The organism is Streptomyces sp. 3214.6 (assembly GCF_900129855.1).
Taxonomy (GTDB): domain Bacteria; phylum Actinomycetota; class Actinomycetes; order Streptomycetales; family Streptomycetaceae; genus Streptomyces; species Streptomyces soliscabiei.
In genome coordinates this window covers 4,358,186-4,377,784 of record NZ_LT670819.1, presented here as the reverse complement: position 1 = coordinate 4,377,784, position 19,599 = coordinate 4,358,186, and the positions used below count along the sequence as shown (strand labels likewise).

The window sequence follows — 19,599 nt, the reverse complement described above, 5'->3', positions numbered from 1 at the left end:
GGCAACGCCCCGGCCCTCGAACGAATCTACCTGCGAGCACTGACAGACCCTGGCCCCGGCCGCGGTGGCCCGGGTCGGAGCCAGGAGTGTTCACCGGGTGTTTTCCTTGGGGCGCCCGGCGGCTCACACGTCGGTAGCCGCGCCTACCCATGGGTTCGTGATTCCAACCACTTCTTGGTCCCTGTGGGTCCTCTACCCGTTCAGGAGGGGGTGTCCTCGTCCTCGGAGTCCTCGGGCTCGTCGTTTTCGGCCAGCACCGGAGAGCCGTGGTGCGACCACAGCTTCCAGCCGTCGGATGTGCGGCGGAACACGTTCGTGGCGACCACCAGCTGGCCGACGAGCGGCCCGAGCTCCTCGCCGTCCTCCGGCGCGGGGCCGCCGCTGAGGATGTTCTCGGTGCAGGTCACGACCGCGGTGTCGCCGGTGACGGAGACATGCACATCGGTGAGGAAGAACTGGATGTAGTCGGTGTTCGCCATGATCAGCGCGTACGACCTGAGGACCTCGCCGCGGCCGGTCAGCACGGGCCAGCCGGGGTGCACGCAGGAGATCACGCCGACGTCCGCCGGGTCGTGGTAGGTCTCGTCCACGCCCAGGTCGGCCGGGGCGAGCCAGAGCGAGGACACCCCTTCGAAGTCGCCCTGTTCCAGTGCTTCGTAGAAGGCGGTGTTGGCGGCCGCGACCTGCTCGACATCGGTGTGGGGGGCGCTCACCGGGCTCCTTCTGCGCCGTGCGGGCCGCGTGGGCCGTGTGGGCCGTGCGGACGGTGTGCGCCGGGGTGCGCGTCCTGAGTGTTGTGCGTGTCGGGCGTGTCGCCTGCCTCGCGCGCCTCCTCCACGGCGCGTGCGACCCGTACCGCGTCCGCCGTCGCGCGTACCTCGTGCACGCGGACCGCCCAGGCGCCGGCCTGGGCGACGAGAGCGGAGACGGCGGCGGTGGCGGCGTCGCGCTCGCGCGCGGGCGGCGGCGCGCTCCCGGGGCCGGCGAGGACGCGGCCGAGGAAACGCTTGCGGGAGGCGGCGACGAGCAGCGGGTGGCCGAGGGACCGCAGGCGGTCGAGGTGGGCCAGCAGCGAGAGGTCGTGGTCGGCCTCCTTGGAGAAGCCGAGGCCCGGGTCGACGACGATGCGGTCCGGGGCGATGCCGCCCGCGAGGACGGCGTCCACGCGCGCGTGCAGTTCGTCCACGACGTCGGCGACGACGTCGGCGTAGACGCCCTTGACGTTGCCGCCCTCCAGGAAGCCGCGCCAGTGCATGACGACGAAGGGGGCGCCCGCGTCCGCCACGGCCGGGATCATCGCCGGGTCGGCGAGGCCGCCGCTGACGTCGTTGACGAGGGCGGCGCCGGCCGCGAGGGCTTGGGCGGCGACGGAGGCGCGCATCGTGTCGACGGAGACGACGACGCCCTCGGAGGCGAGACCGCGGACGACGGGGACGACCCGGCGCAGCTCCTCGGCCTCGTCGACGCGGGTGGCGCCGGGGCGGGTGGACTCACCACCGACGTCGACCAGGTCCGCGCCCTCGGCGACGAGTTGGAGGCCGTGCTTGACGGCGGCCGTCGTGTCGAACCAGCGGCCGCCGTCGGAGAAGGAGTCGGGGGTCACGTTGACGACTCCCATGACCGCGCAGCGGTCCCAATCCGGAAGGCCGTCGACGCGCCCGCGTCCGCTCTGCTTGCTCATACGTTCAGCGTAGGCCCAGGAAGGGCCCGGACCGCGTGCGGCCCGGGCCCGGGTCCCGTTGCCTCCATCGTGCGGCTATGCCGCCCGTACGTCTCTCTCCGCCACCGTGTGCGCACACGCGCGTGCCGCGCTGGAGCGGCGGCGCAGGAAACGCGGCAGGGGGAGGGCGAGATCGACGAAGCCTTCGGCCTGCATGGCGGCGAAGCCGATGCGGGGGAGGTCGCCGGAGGCCCGGTAGACGACGAAGCGGGGTTCCCAGCGGGGCTGGAACTTGGCGTTGAACTTGTACAGGGACTCGATCTGGAACCAGCGGGAGAGGAAGACCAGCAGGCCGCGCCAGGCGCGCAGGACGGGTCCGGCGCCGATCTTCTCGCCGCGGGCGAGGGCCGAGCGGAACATCGCGAAGTTCAGCGAGACGCGCGTGATGTCGAACTTGGGGGCGGCCTGGAGGGCGGCGACGATGAGGAGCTCGTTCATGCCGGGGTCGGCGGAGCGATCGCGGCGCATCAGGTCCAAAGAGGCACCGTCCGGGCCCCAGGGCACGAAGTGCAGGATCGCCTTCAGGTCGCCGTACTCGCCGGGGGTCTCGTCGGCCTTGTGGGCGGTGGCGATGAGGCAGTCGCCGTCGCCCGGGTCGCCGATGCGGCCCAGGGCCATGGAGAAGCCGCGTTCGGTGTCGGTGCCGCGCCAGTCCTCGGCGGCGCGGCGGACGCGCTCGAGTTCGGCTTCGCCGAGGTCACCCACGCGCCGTACGCGGGTCTCGTAACCGGCGCGTTCGATGCGCTTGACCATCTGGCGCACGTTGCGCATCGCGCGGCCGGCGAGGGAGAAATCCGCGACGTCCACCACCGCCTCGTCGCCCAGTTCGAGGGCATCCAGGCCGGTCTCGCGGGTCCAGACCTCGCCGCCGGTCTCGGAGCAGCCCATGACGGCCGGGGTCCAGGAGTGGGCCTTGGCCTCGTCCATGAAGCGTTCGATCGCGCCGGGCCAGGCCTCGACGTCGCCGATGGGGTCGCCGCTGGCCAGCATCACGCCGGAGACGACGCGGTAGGTGACGGCGGCCTTGCCGCTGGGGGAGAAGACGACGGCCTTGTCGCGGCGCAGGGCGAAGTGGCCGAGGGAGTCGCGGCGGCCGTGCTTGTCCAGCAGGGCGCGCAGGCGTGTCTCGTCCTCCTCGGTGAGGCGGGCGGCGGGGTGTTCGGGGCGGAACGCGAGGTAGATCGTCGTCACCGCGGTGATCCAGCCCAGGGCGCCCAGTGAGAAGGCGACGGTCCAGGAGGTGTTGCCCTGGTAGTCGACCGGGCCCTCGAAGCCGAAGAGGCCGTACAGGACATGCGTAATGCGATCGGCCAGGCTCGGGTCGCCGATCATGCGGTTGGGGTGGACGCTGACGATGACCAGCCCCAGACCGAGGGAGCCCGCTCCCATGAGGACGAAGTTGGCCAGCGCGCGCCAGCGGCTGCGCGGATCGGGCAGCGCCGCGAACTGGTCGCGGTGCACCAGCAGCGGCACCAGGAGCGCGACCGAGATGAGCGCGCCCACGATCGAGTGCCGGTACACGAACTGTGCGACCGCGCCCGCCGGAAGCAGCACCACCGCCGCACGCCAGGCGCGCCGCTTGCCGCGCTTGAGGCCGTGGGCGAGCAGCAGCAGCAGGACGCCGGCGCTCAGCGACAGCGCGGCCACGAAGGGCCCGAAGGAACCCGGCAGCACCTCGGCGAAGGTGTGCATACGGCTGTGCCGGAACCGCGGGAAGACACCCGCGGCGACGTCCAGCAGACCCACGAGGGCACACGCTCTGCCGACGAGGGCAGGTACGGACTCGGGGCGCGGACCTCGCACTATCTGCCGCACCCGGCTTGATCGGTGCGGAACCCCGCCCGACATTTCCCCATCTTCCGTGACAGACATCGCATCCCGTAGTTCCGCGAGAGACCTTGAACCCGGTGCCGATTCGGGCATCCGGCGACATTGCGCCCTCTAGGACGGTGTCTTGGGCTAAGAGGTTCACTCGTCTCCTCAAAGCCACTGAAAAGACCAAGGAAAGTCTGGGACAAGCCCTCGCGAAGGAGCCGGGGGGACGGGCGTGTTCCCCGACGGAGAGCAGGCAGGAAACCACCGTGGGTCTCACGAGCAACAAAGTGCTGCTGTTGTCAGTGCTGTTCGCCCTCTCGCTGTTCGTCGGCACGGTATGGCTGTGGCCGCGCCTGGCCCGGCGCAGCTGGCGGGCCGTCAGCGGCCGCGTCGGCCTGCTGCTCGCCACCCAGTTGGCGCTGTTCGCGTCGGTCGGGCTCTCCGCCAACCAGGCCTTCGGCTTCTACGCCAGCTGGGCGGACCTCTTCGGCAAGGAGACCGACCAGGGCGTGGTCGTCGACCATGCGGCGGACGGGGGCCCGGCGGGGCCGCTGCAGGTCGTCGACACACGGCGCGTGGACGGCGGGGGCAGCGGGCGGCCGCAGGTGGGCGGGCAGGTCCAGAAGGTCGCCGTCAACGGGAGGACGACGCACATAGCCACGACCGCGTATGTGTATCTGCCGCCGGAGTACTTCGACCCGGCGTACCGCACGCGTACGTTCCCCGCGGCCGTCATCCTGACGGGGTACCCCGGTACGGCGGAGGCGCTCGTCAACAAGTTGCACTACCCGAGCACCGCGCGGGAGCTCGCCAAGGACGGGCGGATGCAGCCGATGATCCTGGTGATGCTGCGGCCGACGGTCGCGCCGCCGCGGGACACGGAGTGCGTGGACATCCCGGGCGGGCCGCAGACCGAGTCGTTCTTCGCGAAGGACCTGCCGGACGCCGTGACGGCCCACTACAGGGTGGGCAAGAAGCCCGGCAACTGGGGGATCATCGGCGACTCCACGGGCGGCTACTGCGCCCTGAAGCTGGCGATGCACCACCCGGAGGTCTACGCGGCCGGTGTGGGCCTTTCGGCGTACTACAAGGCGCCGATCGACCCGACCACGGGTGATCTCTTCCACGGAAACAAGACGCTGCGCAACGAGGCGGATTTGCTCTGGTATCTGAAGAACCGTCCCGGTCCGAATACCTCGCTGCTCGTCACCACCAGCAAGGTTGGAGAATCCAACTACAAGGCCACGATGAAGTTCATAGCGCTGGCGAAGGGCACGGGCAAAACCCGGATCTCGTCGATCGTTCTGGACAGCGGCGGGCACAACTTCAACACCTGGCGGCGGGAGATTCCGCCGGTGCTGCAGTGGATCAGCGGGCGGCTGGGCGACCGGTGACAGCGCACCCTTCGGCGGCTCCGACCAGAAATGATCTTGCTTCCCGTCGAATTCGACGCCAGCGCTGTTTGCTGATGCCCTGTGAAGACTTCGGTATGGCTGTGTTTTTGCGGGGCGGGGCGCCAACATTCGCCTACGCGCGGTAAGTTTCTGGCCATGCCACGTGGACGTCACCGCCATTCCCCACCTTTGCACAGGCTGCTGCCTCCCTCGGCGATCGCAAGCGTCTCCCTTCTCTGCGCCCTAGGCCCCTGGGTGTTCACGGAGCCGACGGTGCTCCGGGGTCTGGCCGCGGCCGCCGCGGCGACGGCGATCGTCGGCGCGGTCGTGATGCGCCGCTGGGACATGCAGGCGGGCAAGCAGGTCGCCGACCTCACGCGCGCGCGTGCCGGTGACGAATGGCGCTACGAGGAACGCGTCGCCGAACTGGAGAGCGACCTCGACGAATCGCGTGAGCTGCGCGTCAAGCTGGAGCAGCGGCTGCGGTCCAAGCGCGCCGAACTGGCCGGCCTGCGCAACGAGCACGCCGCGCTGCTGCGCCGCTACGCCACCGCGGAGACCGAGCGCGCCAGCGCCCTGGAGGGTCGTCGGCTGCTCGAGATAGAAGCGGCTCCCTCGCCCGCACTGCCTGCCGCGCGCACGGCGCAGGACGCCGAGCCGACCGGTACGCCCACCGCGCGGGACATCGAGGCCACTGAGGGCGAGGCCGCCGTCGAGACGGACACCGAGGCGCAGGAGGCCGAGAAGGCCGAGAGGGTCGAGGAGACCCAGGAGACCCCGGAGGCGGTCGAGTCCGGTGAGTCCGTCGAGTCGGCGGAGTCCGGGGAGTCGGCCGAGGAGGAGCCGAAGGCCCCGGCGGTCTTCTCCCCCGAGGGATCGAAGCTGTTCCTGCGGGCGCAGGTGGCGCTGGCCCGGTTCGACACCGACTCCGCCAAGCCCGCGAAGAGCGAGGACCACGCCGAGGAGGAGCCCGCGCGGACGACCTCCGTGGAGGTCACCGCCGGCGGTGGCGAGGCGGAGGCCGCGCAGGAGGACGAGGCGCAGGGGAAGCCCGAGGCGGCCGACGAGCACGCGCGCGCGGTCGCCCCCCACACGGCTGACGAGGCCATCCCGGCTCCGCGGAACGAGGTCGCGGAGAGCGACGAGGCGAAGCAGGACGCCCCGGAAGAGACCTCTGCCGAGGCGAACGAGGCCCATGAGGCGAACGAGGCGGGCGAGGCAAGCGAGGCCCATGAGGCGAACGACGCGGCCGGTGCGGTCGGCGTGACTCGCGCGCAGGACGTGAACGAGGTGCGGCCCGCGCGGCCCGAGCTGTCGCCGGCCCCCGCCCCGGCCGGCTCCGCGCCCGCCGCCGAGGTCGGCTCCGCGCTCGTCCGCCGTCCCGCCGCTCCCGTGCAGCGCCCCTCCGGCCACTTCGCCGTGCCGACCGCCGTGGCCGTCGTACCGGCCGCGCAGCCCGTACGACGTCCGACGGCCGAGGGCGGGTTCGACTTCTTCGGCACGAAGAGCGCGTCGTCGTCCGACACGCTGGAGTCGGTGCAGAACGAGGACCTCGCCGACGTCGTCGGCCAGGAGGCCCTCGCGTTGCACAAGGCCGAGTCCGAGGCGGAGTTCAAGCCGGTCGACGAGGCGTCGCGCGGTGTGGGCCAGGTGATCGACCTGACCGCCCACGACGAGACCGAGGTGATCGACCTCCAGGGGCTGCGCAGCGCCGTCTCCTGACGCCCGCGGGCAGTCCTAAGCCATCCACCGGTCGGGCCGGGCGTCCAGGCGCCCGGTCCGTGATCGTTCGGCCTGGCCGCGGAGCAGCTCCGCGGCCTCCTGTGCGTCCCGCAGGCGGGCTGTGACGGTCTTGCCAGCTCCCGTGTCCACATGGACGTCCGCGAGGCGCCACAGGCGCTGCCAGGGCCCTTGCGTCAGCCGCACGCTCTGCACCTTGGCGTGCGGCACGAGCGTCAGGCTGCGGCGCAGCAGTCCGTGCCGGGCGGCGAACACACTGTCCGTGACGGCGATCCCGTAGCCCCGCCACCACACCGGCACACACCGACCGGCCCGCCGCGGGGGGCGCGACAGCGACTCCTCGGCCGGGACGCTCACCCCGGGCAGCACGCGCGCGACGACGGCCTCCGCGGCCTCGCGCGGCGCGACCGGCACGAGCACGGAGTTGGCCGAGCCCGCCACATGCAGCTCGACGCGCACCCAGCCGAGCCGCCGCCACAGCAGCGGCCGGACGATCCGCACGCTCTGCACGCGTCCGGGCGGGACGGTCTCGTGCGTACGGTCCAGCAGCCCGTGGTCGATCCGCAGCCCGTCCGGGGACTCGCCCACGGTCCAGTCGTACTCGCCGACGAACCGTCCCACGCTGCTCGCGCCCGCCGCGCCGAGGAGCGGCACGCCGGTCGCGAGGACCGTCCACACGCTGTGCGTGGCCAGCCACAGGACCGGCGGCACGACGAGCGCGGCGGCCAGCGCGCCCCAGGTCGCGCCGGTCAGCAGCAGGGAGATCGCCAGCTTGCGCGCCGGGACGCGCAACAGCTCGCGCGCGGGCGCCTCGCCCACTTCGTGCGCCGACTCGGGGGCGAAACCGGCAGCCCGCGCGAGCAGCTCCGCCCGCAGCACGCGGGCCTCTTCCTCGCCCAGGAAGGCGAGTTCGTCCTTCTTCTCGGCGCCGACCACGTCGAGCCGGAGCTTCGCGACGCCCGCGATCCGCGCCAGCAGCGGCTGGCTGACGTCGATCGCCTGGATGCGTTCCAGCCGGATGTGCACGGTGCGCCGGAACAGCAGGCCGGTCCGTATGCGCAGTTCGCCGTCCGTCACCGCGAAGTGGGTGAACCACCAGGTCAGAAAGCCGTAGAGGGAGGCCGCCGGGACGAGGGCGGCGAGCGCGATCAGCAGGGTCGTGGTGGTGAGCCGGGTCAGCTGCTCCTGCGCCTGGTTCGGGTCGTGCACCGCCCATCCGACGAGGACCGCGATCGGCGCCCACGCCCGCCGGAACGGCGTGACGGGGTGCAGCCTGCGCTCGGTGACGGGCCGCTGCGGACGGGCGCCAGGTGTGGGGCCTCCCGATATGCCGTACGCGTTCGCCTCGTCGGGCCTGTGCGGGACGTCGTCCTCGACGCCCGGCGTCGTCACAGTCCCGCCGATCGGGCCTCGCCGAGCTCGGTGAGCCGGTCGCGCAGACGCTCCGCCTCGGCCGGGTCCAGGCCCGGGATGGTCGCGTCGGTCGCGGCGGCCGCGGTGTGCAGCTGGACGCTGGCCAGCCCGAAGTGCCGCTCGACGGGACCCGAGGTGACCTCCACGAGCTGCATGCGTCCGTAGGGCACGACGGTCTCCTCACGCCACAGCACACCCCGGCTGATCAGTAGGTCGTCGGCCCGCTCGGCGTACCGCCAGGAGCGCCAGTTGCGGCCGAGCAGCACCCACCCCCAGCCGATGCCGGCCAGCGGCAGCACCGCGAACGCCGCCCACGCGGGACCGGCGAACAGGCCGAGCGGCGGCCCGATGCCGACGGCCGCCAGCCCCAGCCACACCACCAGCAACAGTCGCCGCATCCGCAGCAGCCCCGGCGGCAGTCCGGTCCACACGGGTCCGGCCGATCCGCTGTCCGTCGTCTCCAGGCCCCCAGGGCTCCCCGTTTCCATGCGGCCAGCGTACGTAGGGGAGACTGTGATGCATGACTCCTACGACGGAGACCACGGTCGGGATCGGCGGTGCCGCGGAGAGCACCGACATGGTGCTCAACATCGGTCCCCAGCACCCCTCCACGCACGGTGTGCTGCGGCTGCGGCTCGTGCTGGACGGCGAGCGCATCCGGCACGCGGAGCCGGTGATCGGTTACATGCACCGTGGTGCGGAGAAGCTGTTCGAGGCCCGCGACTACCGCCAGATCGTCATGCTGGCCAACCGTCACGACTGGCTGTCGGCGTTCTCGAACGAGCTGGGTGTGGTCCTCGCGGTGGAGCGGATGCTCGGCATGGAGGTGCCCCCGCGCGCGGTGTGGACCCGCACGCTGCTCGCCGAGCTGAACCGGGTGCTGAACCACCTGATGTTCCTGGGGTCGTATCCGCTGGAACTGGGCGGCATCACACCGGTCTTCTACGCCTTCCGCGAGCGCGAGGTGCTCCAGAACGTCATGGAGGAGGTCTCCGGCGGGCGCATGCACTACATGTTCAACCGCGTCGGCGGCCTCAAGGAGGACATCCCGGCCGGCTGGTCCACGCGCGCGCGTGGCGCCGTCGCCGCGGTGCGTTCCCGTATGGACGTGTTCGACGACCTCGTGCTCGGCAACGAGATCTTCCGGGGGCGCACACGGGACGTGGGCGTCCTCGCACCGGAGCACGTGCACGCGTACGGCGTGAGCGGGCCCATCGCGCGGGCCTCGGGCGTCGACTTCGACCTGCGCCGCGACGAGCCCTATCTCGCGTACGGAGAGCTGCAGGACACCCTGAAGGTGGTGCACCGGACCGAGGGCGACTGCCTCGCGCGCTTCGAGTGCCTCCTGGAGCAGACGCACAACGCGCTCGACCTCGCGGACGCCTGCCTCGACCGGCTCGCCGACCTGCCGCCCGGCCCGATCAACCAGCGACTCCCGAAGGTCCTCAAGGCGCCCGAGGGGCACACGTACGCGTGGACCGAGAACCCCCTCGGCATCAACGGCTACTACCTCGTCAGCAAGGGCGAGAAGACCCCGTACCGGCTGAAGCTGCGCTCGGCCTCGTACAACAACATCCAGGCGCTCACCGAACTGCTGCCGGGCACGCTGGTCGCGGACATGGTGGCGATCCTGGGGTCGATGTTCTTCGTGGTCGGGGACATCGACAAGTAGGGATCAGACCGCGGTGGCGAGCGGGTCCGGAATTCCCACCGGCTGGAGGAGCCACCCGAAGTCGCCCAGGCCGCCCGCCGCGGTGAGCTCGGCGGCCTCTCCGGCGCTCGTGAGGGCGCGCACATAGGCCGCGGGGTCGGTGGAGGCGAGCGCGAGCGGGGGGCGTGCGCCGGTCACGCCCAGGGCGTGCAGCGCCGTGCGCTGGGTGAGCAGGCGGGCGCGGGAGCCCTTTTCGCCCGCCTGCGCGCACGCGTCCAGCGCGACTTCGCCCGCCTGCGCGCACGCGTCCAGCGCGACGTGGGCCGTGATGTCGCAGGACCCGTCCGGCACGGGCGCCGTCTCACGGCCCTCCCGGAACCCGGTGAGCGTCCCGAACGGGGGGCGGGCGTCCGCCGAGTGCGCGTAGTCCACCGCCACCGCGAGCCCCCGTACGACGCAGCCGACAGCGGACGCCCACGCGGTGTCCCGCGGCAGCCCGATCTCCGCGCGGAGCCCTGCCTCGCGCGCCGACGGCCACGGCCACCAGCGGTCGAGCCAATCCGCCTCCGCGCCGGACACCGGCTCCGCGAGGCGTTCGACCCCATCGCCCCGGACCAGCACCAGCCGCGCCACCCCCTCGGCGTCGACCTCCGCGACCTCCACGGGTACGTTGTCCAGCCACTCGTTGGCGAACAACAGCCCGGTGACCTGTCGTGGGGGCTCGGACAGCCACTCGATCCGGTGAGCGAGGCCCTCGGGGCGGCCGGCGACTTCGACGGCGTACGCGCGCGTGCGCGCCGCCACGTCGGCGGGGAGCGCGGCGAGCACCGCGGTGACAAGTTCGCCCCGGCCGGCGGCCATGTCGACGAAGTCGAGCGAGGCGGGACGGCCCAGCGCCTCGTCTACCCGGCACAGCAGCCGGGCCACGGCCCCGGCGAACAGCGGCGAGGCGTGCACGGACGTGCGGAAATGCCCGGCCGGACCCTCGTGCCGCCGGTAGAAGCCGCCCGTCGTGTCCGTGCCGTACAGCGCGGTCTGCGTCGCCGCCCGCCAGCCGCGCCACGCGCCCGGATCGGTCACCTCGTCCACCATCCGGTCAGACTAGGCGTACAGGTGATCACGGCATCCACCTTGCGGAGTACGCGCGCCCGGACCGGATCGGCCCTCCGGTTGACCCCTGCACGCATCGGCCTTCCCTACGCTGGGTTACGTGCAGCGCCTCTATGACTTCCTCCGCAGACACCCGACCTGGGTCGACGGCTTCTGGGCCCTCGTCGTGTTCGGGATCTCCGCGGCTGCCGGAACCGCGGGACAAGACCGCGGCGGCACCGACTCCATGGCGCTGCTGGTGCCGGTCGTGTTTCTGTTGTGCCTGGTCATCGCGTTGCGTCGGCGTATGCCCGAGCAGATGCTCGTGCTTGCCGCGGCGCTCGGACTGGCTCAGCTGGTGCTGAACATCGGGGTCACGGCGGCCGACTCCGCCCTGCTGGTGATCGTCTACACGGTCGCCGCGATCGGTGCCCGCTGGGCTTCCCGCCTCTCCCTGGTCATGGCGCTGAGCGCGGCCACCCTGGCGCAGGTGCGCTGGCCGCACGAGAACGCCAGCGTGCCGGGCCAGGTCGCGGTCATCGTCTTCCAGACGGTGCCGTTCGCCCTCGCCTGGGTGCTGGGTGACTCCATTCGCACCCGTCGCGCGTACTTCGCGCAACTGGAGGAGCGTGCCGCCCGCCTGGAGAAGGAGCGCGCAGCCCAGGCGAAGGTCGCGGTAGCCGCCGAGCGCGCCCGCATCGCGCGCGAGCTGCACGACGTCGTCGCCCACAACGTGTCGGTGATGGTGGTGCAGGCCGACGGCGCCGCCTATGTCCTCGACGCGGCGCCCGACCAGGCGAAGAAGGCCCTGGAGACGATCTCCTCCACCGGCCGCCAGGCCCTCGCCGAGATGCGCCGCCTGCTGGGCGTGCTGCGCACCGGCGAGCACCAGGAGGGCGGCGAGTACGTGCCACAGCCGGACGTCGAGCAGATCGAGGATCTCGTCGAGCAGTGCCGCGGTTCGGGTCTGCCGGTGGACTTCAAGGTCGAGGGCACCGCGCGGCCGCTGCCCAGCGGCGTAGAGCTGACGGCGTACCGCATCGTGCAGGAGGCGCTGACGAACACGCGCAAGCACGGCGGACCGAACGCGGGCGCGAGCGTGCGCCTGGTCTACTTCGACGACGGCCTCGGCCTGCTCGTCGAGGACGACGGCAAGGGCGCCCCGCACGAGCTGTACGAGGAGGGCGGCGCCGACGGTGCGGGCCATGGCCTGATCGGCATGCGCGAGCGGGTCGGCATGGTGGGCGGCACCCTGGACGCGGGCCCGAGGCCCGGCGGAGGATTCCGCATCAGCGCTCTGCTCCCGCTCAAACCCGCGCATTGACGCCGATGCACGCCCCCTGTTGACACCTGTCACGCCCCCACCCTCGCGCCCATCCAGCGAAGACCCACGGAAGAGGACCTCATGACCATCCGCGTGATGCTCGTCGACGACCAGGTGCTGCTGCGCACCGGGTTCCGGATGGTGCTCGCCGCCCAGCCGGACATGGAGGTCGTGGCGGAGGCGGGCGACGGGGTCGAGGCCCTGCAGGTGGTGCGGTCCACGGAGGTGGACGTCGTACTGATGGACGTCCGTATGCCGAAGCTGGACGGCGTGGAGGCCACCCGGCGCATCTGCGCGGAGCCCGACCCGCCGAAGGTGCTGATCCTGACCACCTTCGACCTGGACGAGTACGCGTTCTCGGGGCTGAAGGCGGGTGCCTCGGGGTTCATGCTGAAGGACGTGCCGCCGGGCGAGCTCCTCGCCGCCATCCGCTCCGTGCACAGCGGTGACGCGGTGGTCGCCCCGTCCACCACCCGCCGGCTCCTCGACCGGTTCGCGCCGATGCTGCCCAGCGCCGGCAAGGAACCCCGGCACAAGGGGCTGGAGCGGCTCACGGAGCGGGAGCGCGAGGTGATGGTGCTGGTCGCCCAGGGGCTGTCCAACGGGGAGATCGCGGCCCGGCTGGTGCTGTCCGAGGCGACCGTCAAGACCCATGTGGGCCGCATCCTCACCAAGCTGGGGCTGCGCGACCGGGTCCAGGTGGTGGTCCTGGCGTATGAGACGGGGCTCGTCCGCGCGGGCGGCCACTGAGCCCGCCTGGACAGGTTCTAGCGGAGTATCCCCTCCAGGAAGTCGCTGCCCAGCCGGGCCACCACGGTCACGTCGAGCTGGTGCAGCACGTACCGGCCGCGCCGGCGCGTGGTGAGCAGGCCCGCCTTCTTCAGGACACCGAGGTGCCGGGATATCTCGGGGGCCGTCACACCGTGGACCTGGGCCAGCTCGGTCGTGGTGTAGGCGCTGCGGGCCAGTTGGCGGCAGATCCGCATCCGGACCGGGTGGGACAGCGCGGTCAGCCGCAGCGTCAGCTGCTCCACAGACGGCGGTGACGCCAGCTCCGGCGAACCGACCGGGTAGTGGATCACCGGCTGCCAGCCGTACCGGTGCAGCACCGCCAGGTGCGGCCAGCCGAGACTCGTCGGCACCAGCAACAGGCCCCCGTCGCCTGTGGTGCAGCGTGCGTCGACCAGTTTGTCGACGACGATCCGCGCGGCCTGCTCATCCAGCGTCACGGCCGGGGACACCGCGGTGAGCGCTTCCGCCAGGCCCTTGCGGCGCAGCAGATCCGTCTTGTGGCGGGCGTCCGCGGCGAGAGCGTGGCTCACGCGGGCCCAGACATCGGCGAAGAACGCCTCTTCGCAGTCCTCCAGGAACTCCCTCAGCCAGGCACGCACGCGTGGCGGGTCATCGAGCACCCGCCGGGTGAACCTCACCTGGCGCGGTCCGCGCGAGGCGGCCAGTTCGAAGGTGCGGCTGCGCAGTGCGGGGTCGGAGAGGACGCTGGGGCTCGGCAGGTCGTACCCGGGCGCGCATGTGAACTCCAGGGCGAGGTCCACGAACTCGTCGTCCGTCAGCTTGTCCAGGAGGTCGAGTTCCTCGGCGAGCGTGGCTCCGGGGAGCGTGCTGCGGCCCGGGATGCCCGCGTAGGGCAGGAAGAGGTCCGAGAACGTCGTCCGCCACAGGAAGTCGGCCTCGCACATCCGGTCGGCCAGTCGTGGGTCGAGCCGGGCGGTGACGCCGGTGACCCAGCCCTGCAGACCGGGGTGGTGCCCCGGCTCGGACAGTGCGTGCAGCGCCTGACCGAGCTCGGCCAGGGGCGAAGGAACGACGGCGACCCTCTCCGGCCGCAGCCCCGCGATGTCGATGTTCACGCCCATGCCCTCATGGTGCACCCCACCACTGACAACGGGTTCCCGATTGACGGTCGCCGTCAATCGACGCGACGCGGGGCGCGGGCCGGGCGCAGCCTGAGGACACCGGGGCCGCCGCGGAGCCTTCCGGATTCCCCTTCCACGTCCCGACACGTGACACGTCCTGAAGACCGGACACGTCCTGAAGACCCGACACGTCCTGAAGACCTGAAGAGGCATCGGCCATGAGCATCACGCAGCAGTACGCCCTCGACGCCTACCGCGCCCGGCAGCACGGCGAGCCCCCCGTCCCGGCGCTCGGCGCCCACGACTGGCAGGTGATGCGCGAACTGCGCGACCACCAGCAGTTCCGCGCGGTCCTCGCGGGCCGTCCCGCGCGCGGAAGGCTGCGGCGGGCCCTGGCCCGCCGACTGCGCCCGCGCCCTACCTGCTGACCCCCCGCTTGCCGGTCTCCTCGGCCACGCGTGCCACCCGGTCCATGAAGTCCGCGACCGCCGCCTTCACGTCGTCCGCCGTCCACGTGAGGCCGGCGGCGCGGACGGAGACCTCGGTGAGGGACAGCCCCGGGCCGCCGCGCTCCCAGGCGGTGGCGAAGAGCATCGTCTTCGTCTCCTCGGCCTGGAGCGCCGCCGCCTCGGCGAGCACGTCCGCCTCGTACGGCAGCCAGACCTGGAACTCGTGGGTGTGCGGCATCTCGGGGTGCACGCGCGCCCACGGCACACCGGCCTCGGCGAACCCCTCACGCAGTGCGGCGGCCACCACGCGCGCGTGGGCCACGTATTCCGGCAGCCGGGGCAGTTCCCGCTCCAGGCCGATGAGGGCGGACAGGACGGTGGGGAACTGCTGGAAGATCATTCCGCCGTAGCGGTGCCGCCAGGTCTTCGCCTCCTCCACCAGCGACTTCGGGCCGGCGAGCGCGGCGCCGCCGAAGCCGTCGAGGGACTTGTAGAACGACACATAGACGCTGTCCGCCAGGTCCGCTATCTCGTGCAGAGGGCGGCCGAAGTGGTGGGTCGTCTCCCACAGGCGCGCGCCGTCGAAGTGCACCACCGCGTCGCGTTCGCGCGCCGCCTCGACGACCTCCGTCAGCTCCTCCCAGGACGGCAGTACGAAACCGGCGTCCCTGAGGGGCAGCTCCAGCATCAGCGCCCCGAAGGGCTCCTCGAAGGCGCGGACCTCCTCGGCCGTGGGCAGGCGGGGCTCGCGGGTCACCTGGACCGTGCGCAGCTCGCTGACGGTGGTGAACGCGCCCCGCTCCCATACCTCGGGATGACTCAGCGCGTGCAGCGCGACCGTGGGGTTGCCGGTGCGGCCCGCCCAGCAGCGCAGGGCGATCTGCTGGGCCATCGTGCCGGTCGGGAAGAACGCCGCGGCCTCCGTCCCCAGCAGCCCGGCGACCCGCCTCTCAAGGGCCTCCACGACCCCGTCGCCGTAGATGTCCGCGGGTTCGTCCAGGTCGTAGACGTGTTCGGCCTCCTGCAGCAGGGCCAGCCGATCCCGCAGCGGGCTCCGGAAGCCGCCGCGCGACAGGACGCGTTCCGCCTCCCGGAAGGCGACCGCCCGCCGCTCCCGCAGGCGCTGCCGCGCCGTCTTCTCGTCGTCGTGCTCTGCCGTGTTCGCCATGCCCCGGATGATGCCGTGCCGCGGCTCGCATCGGCACGCGCATTTACGGCCCCCGGCCCCGCACCGGAAGGCGGCCGGGAACGCGGCGGGGAAGAAGCCGGGGACGCAGCGGGGAAACAGTGGGGAAGCCGGTGGGAGGCGGGTGGGAGGCCAGTGGGAGGCGGGTGGGAAAGCCCACAGCCTGTGGACAACCGGACGCCCCTCGAACCGATCGCGTTAACATGACGAGAAATCGTCCGGTACCCGGAGCGGACTGGAACGGAAGGCCCTCGTCGCGTGAGTACAGCCCAACAGCCAGACCCCAGGGACCGCCCCGCGCGGCTCGCCGTGGGCGTGGTCGGCGCCGGCCGGGTGGGTCCCGCCCTGGCCGCGTCCCTCCAGCTCGCCGGGCACCGCCCGGTCGCCGTCTCCGGCGTCTCCGACGCCTCCAGGCGGCGCGCCGCGCTCCTGCTGCCCGACGTGCCCCTCGTCCCGCCCGCCGAGGTCCTCCAGCGCTCCGACCTGGTGCTGCTGACCGTCCCCGACGACACCCTGCCCGGCCTCGTGGAGGGCCTCGCCGAGACCGGCGCCGTACGGCCGGGCCAGCTGCTCGTGCACACCTCCGGGCGGTACGGCGCGAAGGTCCTCGACCCCGCCCTGCGCGCGGGCGCGCTGCCGCTCGCGCTGCACCCGGCGATGACGTTCACCGGCACGCCCGTGGACGTCCAGCGCCTGGCCGGCTGCTCCTTCGGCGTCACCGCCCCCGACGAGCTGCGGCTGGCCGCGGAGGCCCTCGTGATCGAGATGGGCGGCGAGCCGGAGTGGATCGCCGAGGAACGCCGGCCGCTCTACCACGCGGCCCTCGCCCTGGGCGCCAACCATCTGGTCACCCTGGTCGCCCAGTCCATGGAGCTGCTGCGCGCCGCCGGCGTCGACGCCCCCGACCGGATGCTCGGCCCGCTCCTCGGCGCCGCCCTCGACAACGCGCTGCGCTCCGGCGACGGGGCGCTCACCGGCCCCGTCGCGCGCGGGGACGCGGGCACGGTCGCCGCGCACGTCGCGGAGCTGCGCGAGCACGCCCCGCAGACCGTCGCCGGCTACCTCGCGATGGCCCGCGCGACCGCCGACCGCGCACTCGCCCACGGGCTTCTCAAGCCCGAACTCGCCCAAGACCTCCTCGGCGTGCTCGCCGAGGGCGCCCACGGCACTCCCGGCAGCCCCGGAACTCCCGGCCCGTACGGCACCGAAGGAGACGCCGGATGACCACCACCCTGCTGCGCACCGCCGGCGAACTGCACGCACGCACGCGTGGCGGCCGCCGGGCCGTCGTGATGACCATGGGCGCCCTGCACGAGGGCCACGCCACCCTCGTGCGCACCGCCCGCGAGCTCGCCGGGCCGGACGGCGAGGTCGTCGTCACGGTCTTCGTCAACCCGCTGCAGTTCGGCGCGGGCGAAGACCTCGACCGCTACCCGCGCACCCTGGACGCCGACATCAAGATCGCCGAGCAGGCCGGAGCGGACGTCGTGTTCGCCCCTGCCGTGGACGAGGTCTACCCGGGCGGCGAGCCCCAGGTCCGCATCACCGCGGGCCCCATGGGGGAGCGCCTGGAGGGCAGTTCGCGCCCCGGGCACTTCGACGGCATGCTCACCGTCGTCGCCAAGCTGCTGCACCTCACCCGGCCCGACGTGGCCCTGTTCGGGCAGAAGGACGCCCAGCAGCTCGCCCTGATCCGCCGCATGGTGCGGGACCTGAACTTCGGTGTGGAGATCGTCGCCGTGCCCACCGTGCGCGAGGACGACGGGCTGGCCCTGTCCAGCCGCAACCGCTATCTGTCCGCCAAGGAGCGGCGCACCGCGCTCGCGCTCTCCCAGGCCCTGTTCGCGGGCGGTGACCGGCACGCCGCGCAGGAGGCGCTGCGGGCACGCGCGCGTGAGGTGCCCGCCACGCAGGCGCGTGCCGAGGCGCTCAGCGCCATAGGGGAGTCCCGCGCGGCCGCCGACGCGCACGCCGTCGCCAAGGCCACGCCCGGCAACCCCGCGGCCGTCCGCGCGGCCGCCCGCATGGTCCTCGACGACGCCGCCCGGCTCGACCCGCCGCTGCAACTGGACTACCTCGCGCTCGTCGACCCGTCCGACTTCACCGAGATCGAGGACGACTTCACCGGCGAGGCAGTCCTCGCCGTCGCCGCCCGGGTCGGCACGACCCGGCTGATCGACAACCTCCCCCTCACCTTCGGAGCCGCCTCGTGACCAGCACAGGCATACGACTGCACGCGCCCGCACCCGGGTGGAGCATCGCCGCGGACGTCGTCGTCGTCGGCTCCGGCGTCGCCGGCCTGACCGCGGCCCTGCGCTGCGAGGCCGCCGGCCTGAAGACGGTCGTCGTCACCAAGGCCCGCCTCGACGACGGCTCCACCCGCTGGGCGCAGGGCGGCATAGCCGCGGCCCTGGGCGAGGGCGACACACCCGAACAGCACCTGGACGACACGTTGGTGGCGGGCGCGGGCCTGTGCGACGAGGACGCGGTACGGATCCTCGTCACCGAGGGCCCCGACGCCGTGCGCCGGCTGATCGAGACCGGCGCCCACTTCGACGAGTCCGAGGAAGGCGGCCTGGAGCTCACCCGCGAGGGCGGCCACCACCGCCGTCGTATCGCGCACGCGGGCGGCGACGCGACCGGCGCGGAGATCTCCCGCGCGCTCGTCGAAGCGGTACGCGCGCGTGGCTTGCGCACGATCGAGAACGCGCTCGTCCTGGACCTGCTCACGGACGCCGACGGCCGCACCGCGGGCGTCACCCTGCACGTCATGGGCGAGGGGCAGCACGACGGCGTGGGCGCCGTGCACGCCCCCGCGGTCGTCCTGGCGACCGGCGGCATGGGGCAGGTGTTCTCCGCCACCACCAACCCGTCGGTGTCCACCGGTGACGGCGTGGCGCTGGCCCTGCGGGCGGGCGCGGAGGTCTCCGACCTGGAATTCGTCCAGTTCCACCCGACCGTGCTGTTCCTCGGCGCCGACGCGGAGGGCCAGCAGCCCCTCGTCTCGGAGGCCGTGCGCGGTGAGGGCGCCCACCTGGTGGACGCGGACGGCGTGCGCTTCATGGTCGGACAGCACGAACTCGCCGAGCTCGCGCCCCGCGACATCGTCGCCAAGGGCATCATGCGCCGTATGCAGGAGCAGGACGCCGAGCACATGTTCCTCGACGCCCGGCACTTCGGCGCCGACATGTGGGAGCACCGCTTCCCGACGATCCTCGCCGCCTGTCGGGCGCACGGCATCGACCCGGTCACCGAGCCCGTCCCGGTCGCCCCGGCCGCCCACTACGCCTCCGGAGGCGTGCGCACCGACTCCCACGGCCGCACGACCGTGCCGGGCCTGTACGCGTGCGGGGAGGTCGCCTGCACCGGCGTGCACGGCGCGAACCGGCTCGCGTCGAACTCGCTCCTCGAGGGCCTCGTCTACGCCGAGCGCATCGTCGCCGACATCGCCGCGAGCCAGGCCGACGACGGCCTCCACGCGCGCGTGCCGGCGCCCGTCGAGCGCCCGGAGAAGCCCGCGCACCCGCTGCTGGCCCCCGAGGCCCGGTTCGCCATCCAGCGGATCATGACCGACGGCGCGGGCGTCCTGCGCTCCGCCGAGTCCCTGGAGAAGGCCGCCGACCACCTTCACAGGCTGCACAGCGAGGCCCGCGACGCCCTCGACGAGAACGGCAAGACGGCCGAGCCCGGCGTCGACACCTGGGAGGCCACCAACCTCCTGTGCGTCGCGCGCGTCCTCGTAGCCGCCGCCCGGCAGCGCGAGGAGACCCGCGGCTGCCACTGGCGTGAGGACCACGCCGACCGCGACGACGCGAACTGGCGCCGTCACATCGTCGTCCGGCTGAATCCGGACCGCACGCTCGCCGTACACACCACCGATACCGCAGACTTCCCCCCGACCCGGCAGCACCAGCCGGAGCACCGTCCCCAGGAGCAGTGACAGA

At 72.7% G+C, this 19,599-nt stretch carries 17 protein-coding genes; 9 read left to right on the top strand and 8 right to left on the bottom strand.

What is annotated here, in order from left to right; genetic code table 11:
- Positions 1–200: 200 nt before the first annotated feature.
- The 3 genes from B5557_RS19610 to B5557_RS19600 form a co-directional block, all read right to left on the bottom strand.
- Positions 201–713, bottom strand: coding sequence for a nuclear transport factor 2 family protein (locus tag B5557_RS19610; protein WP_079660697.1), 513 nt, complete (start codon positions 711–713; stop codon positions 201–203).
- The gene (folP, locus tag B5557_RS19605; RefSeq protein ID WP_079660696.1) at positions 710–1,681 is read right to left on the bottom strand and encodes a dihydropteroate synthase; all 972 of its coding nucleotides are present in this window, start codon (positions 1,679–1,681) and stop codon (positions 710–712) included. The genes B5557_RS19610 and folP overlap by 4 nt, the downstream gene beginning before the upstream one ends.
- 75 nt (positions 1,682–1,756) lie before the next feature.
- Positions 1,757–3,568, bottom strand: coding sequence for a phosphatidylglycerol lysyltransferase domain-containing protein (locus tag B5557_RS19600; RefSeq protein ID WP_079660695.1), 1,812 nt, complete (start codon positions 3,566–3,568; stop codon positions 1,757–1,759).
- A gap of 233 nt (positions 3,569–3,801) precedes the next feature.
- Here B5557_RS19600 and B5557_RS19595 point away from each other — a divergent pair, with 233 nt between their 5' ends.
- Together B5557_RS19595 and B5557_RS19590 are read left to right on the top strand one after the other, a co-directional pair.
- Complete coding sequence (locus tag B5557_RS19595; protein WP_079660694.1) at positions 3,802–4,929, top strand: alpha/beta hydrolase; 1,128 nt, start codon at positions 3,802–3,804, stop codon at positions 4,927–4,929.
- Positions 4,930–5,085: 156 nt separating this feature from the next.
- Entirely contained in the window at positions 5,086–6,651 is a 1,566-nt protein-coding gene (locus tag B5557_RS19590) for a hypothetical protein (protein ID WP_079660693.1), read from the top strand.
- A gap of 15 nt (positions 6,652–6,666) precedes the next feature.
- Here the strand turns inward: B5557_RS19590 and B5557_RS19585 are convergent, their stop codons facing one another.
- Together B5557_RS19585 and B5557_RS19580 are read right to left on the bottom strand one after the other, a co-directional pair.
- Positions 6,667–8,061, bottom strand: a complete 1,395-nt coding sequence (locus B5557_RS19585; RefSeq protein WP_079660692.1) for a PH domain-containing protein — start codon at positions 8,059–8,061, stop codon at positions 6,667–6,669.
- Positions 8,058–8,570 carry a PH domain-containing protein gene (locus tag B5557_RS19580; protein WP_079660691.1) on the bottom strand — a complete coding sequence of 171 codons (513 nt, stop codon included), beginning with the start codon at positions 8,568–8,570 and terminating at the stop codon, positions 8,058–8,060. The genes B5557_RS19585 and B5557_RS19580 overlap by 4 nt, the downstream gene beginning before the upstream one ends.
- Before the next feature lie 32 nt (positions 8,571–8,602).
- Here B5557_RS19580 and B5557_RS19575 point away from each other — a divergent pair, with 32 nt between their 5' ends.
- On the top strand, positions 8,603–9,754 hold the full coding sequence (locus B5557_RS19575) for an NADH-quinone oxidoreductase subunit D (protein WP_079660690.1): 1,152 nt from the start codon (positions 8,603–8,605) through the stop codon (positions 9,752–9,754).
- Positions 9,755–9,757: 3 nt separating this feature from the next.
- Here the strand turns inward: B5557_RS19575 and B5557_RS19570 are convergent, their stop codons facing one another.
- Positions 9,758–10,825 (bottom strand): SAM-dependent methyltransferase, encoded by a 1,068-nt coding sequence (locus B5557_RS19570; RefSeq protein WP_079660689.1) that lies wholly within the window; start codon positions 10,823–10,825, stop codon positions 9,758–9,760.
- A 118-nt stretch (positions 10,826–10,943) separates the two neighbouring features.
- Between B5557_RS19570 and B5557_RS19565 the strand changes: the two genes are divergently transcribed.
- On the top strand, positions 10,944–12,146 hold the full coding sequence (locus B5557_RS19565) for a sensor histidine kinase (protein ID WP_079660688.1): 1,203 nt from the start codon (positions 10,944–10,946) through the stop codon (positions 12,144–12,146).
- A gap of 81 nt (positions 12,147–12,227) precedes the next feature.
- Positions 12,228–12,896 carry a response regulator gene (locus tag B5557_RS19560; RefSeq protein WP_079660687.1) on the top strand — a complete coding sequence of 223 codons (669 nt, stop codon included), beginning with the start codon at positions 12,228–12,230 and terminating at the stop codon, positions 12,894–12,896.
- Positions 12,897–12,913: 17 nt separating this feature from the next.
- Here the strand turns inward: B5557_RS19560 and B5557_RS19555 are convergent, their stop codons facing one another.
- Entirely contained in the window at positions 12,914–14,020 is a 1,107-nt protein-coding gene (locus tag B5557_RS19555; RefSeq protein ID WP_079660686.1) for a DUF5937 family protein, read from the bottom strand.
- Between the two features lie 218 nt (positions 14,021–14,238).
- On the opposite strand from B5557_RS19555, the gene B5557_RS19550 reads away from it, so the two are divergent.
- A complete protein-coding gene (locus tag B5557_RS19550) occupies positions 14,239–14,448 on the top strand; it encodes a hypothetical protein (protein WP_079660685.1) in 210 nt (69 codons plus the stop codon).
- Here the strand turns inward: B5557_RS19550 and B5557_RS19545 are convergent.
- Positions 14,438–15,637 (bottom strand): threonine aldolase family protein, encoded by a 1,200-nt coding sequence (locus tag B5557_RS19545; protein WP_079660684.1) that lies wholly within the window; start codon positions 15,635–15,637, stop codon positions 14,438–14,440. The genes B5557_RS19550 and B5557_RS19545 overlap by 11 nt on opposite strands.
- Positions 15,638–15,913: 276 nt before the next feature.
- On the opposite strand from B5557_RS19545, the gene B5557_RS19540 reads away from it, so the two are divergent.
- The 3 genes from B5557_RS19540 to B5557_RS19530 are packed head-to-tail and all read left to right on the top strand — an operon-like array spanning position 15,914 to position 19,595.
- Positions 15,914–16,879: a Rossmann-like and DUF2520 domain-containing protein gene (locus tag B5557_RS19540; protein WP_079660683.1), complete on the top strand. Its 966-nt coding sequence runs from the start codon at positions 15,914–15,916 to the stop codon at positions 16,877–16,879.
- Positions 16,876–17,868, top strand: coding sequence for a pantoate--beta-alanine ligase (gene panC / locus B5557_RS19535; protein WP_079660682.1), 993 nt, complete (start codon positions 16,876–16,878; stop codon positions 17,866–17,868). Before B5557_RS19540 ends, panC begins: the two co-directional genes overlap by 4 nt.
- Positions 17,865–19,595, top strand: a complete 1,731-nt coding sequence (locus B5557_RS19530; protein WP_079660681.1) for an L-aspartate oxidase — start codon at positions 17,865–17,867, stop codon at positions 19,593–19,595. Before panC ends, B5557_RS19530 begins: the two co-directional genes overlap by 4 nt.
- The last annotated feature ends 4 nt before the right edge of the window (positions 19,596–19,599 follow it).

What these genes read in the sequence shown, in the direction of transcription:
- B5557_RS19545 (WP_079660684.1), bottom strand. Translation starts at nt 15,637, where the DNA reads ATGGCGAACACGGCAGAGCACGACGACGAGAAGACGGCGCGGCAGCGC.
- folP (WP_079660696.1), bottom strand. Translation starts at nt 1,681, where the DNA reads ATGAGCAAGCAGAGCGGACGCGGGCGCGTCGACGGCCTTCCGGATTGG.
- B5557_RS19570 (WP_079660689.1), bottom strand. Translation starts at nt 10,825, where the DNA reads ATGGTGGACGAGGTGACCGATCCGGGCGCGTGGCGCGGCTGGCGGGCG.
- B5557_RS19550 (WP_079660685.1), top strand. Translation starts at nt 14,239, where the DNA reads ATGAGCATCACGCAGCAGTACGCCCTCGACGCCTACCGCGCCCGGCAG.
- B5557_RS19600 (WP_079660695.1), bottom strand. Translation starts at nt 3,568, where the DNA reads ATGTCGGGCGGGGTTCCGCACCGATCAAGCCGGGTGCGGCAGATAGTG.
- B5557_RS19575 (WP_079660690.1), top strand. Translation starts at nt 8,603, where the DNA reads ATGACTCCTACGACGGAGACCACGGTCGGGATCGGCGGTGCCGCGGAG.
- B5557_RS19590 (WP_079660693.1), top strand. Translation starts at nt 5,086, where the DNA reads ATGCCACGTGGACGTCACCGCCATTCCCCACCTTTGCACAGGCTGCTG.
- B5557_RS19555 (WP_079660686.1), bottom strand. Translation starts at nt 14,020, where the DNA reads ATGGGCGTGAACATCGACATCGCGGGGCTGCGGCCGGAGAGGGTCGCC.
- B5557_RS19560 (WP_079660687.1), top strand. Translation starts at nt 12,228, where the DNA reads ATGACCATCCGCGTGATGCTCGTCGACGACCAGGTGCTGCTGCGCACC.
- B5557_RS19580 (WP_079660691.1), bottom strand. Translation starts at nt 8,570, where the DNA reads ATGGAAACGGGGAGCCCTGGGGGCCTGGAGACGACGGACAGCGGATCG.
- panC (WP_079660682.1), top strand. Translation starts at nt 16,876, where the DNA reads ATGACCACCACCCTGCTGCGCACCGCCGGCGAACTGCACGCACGCACG.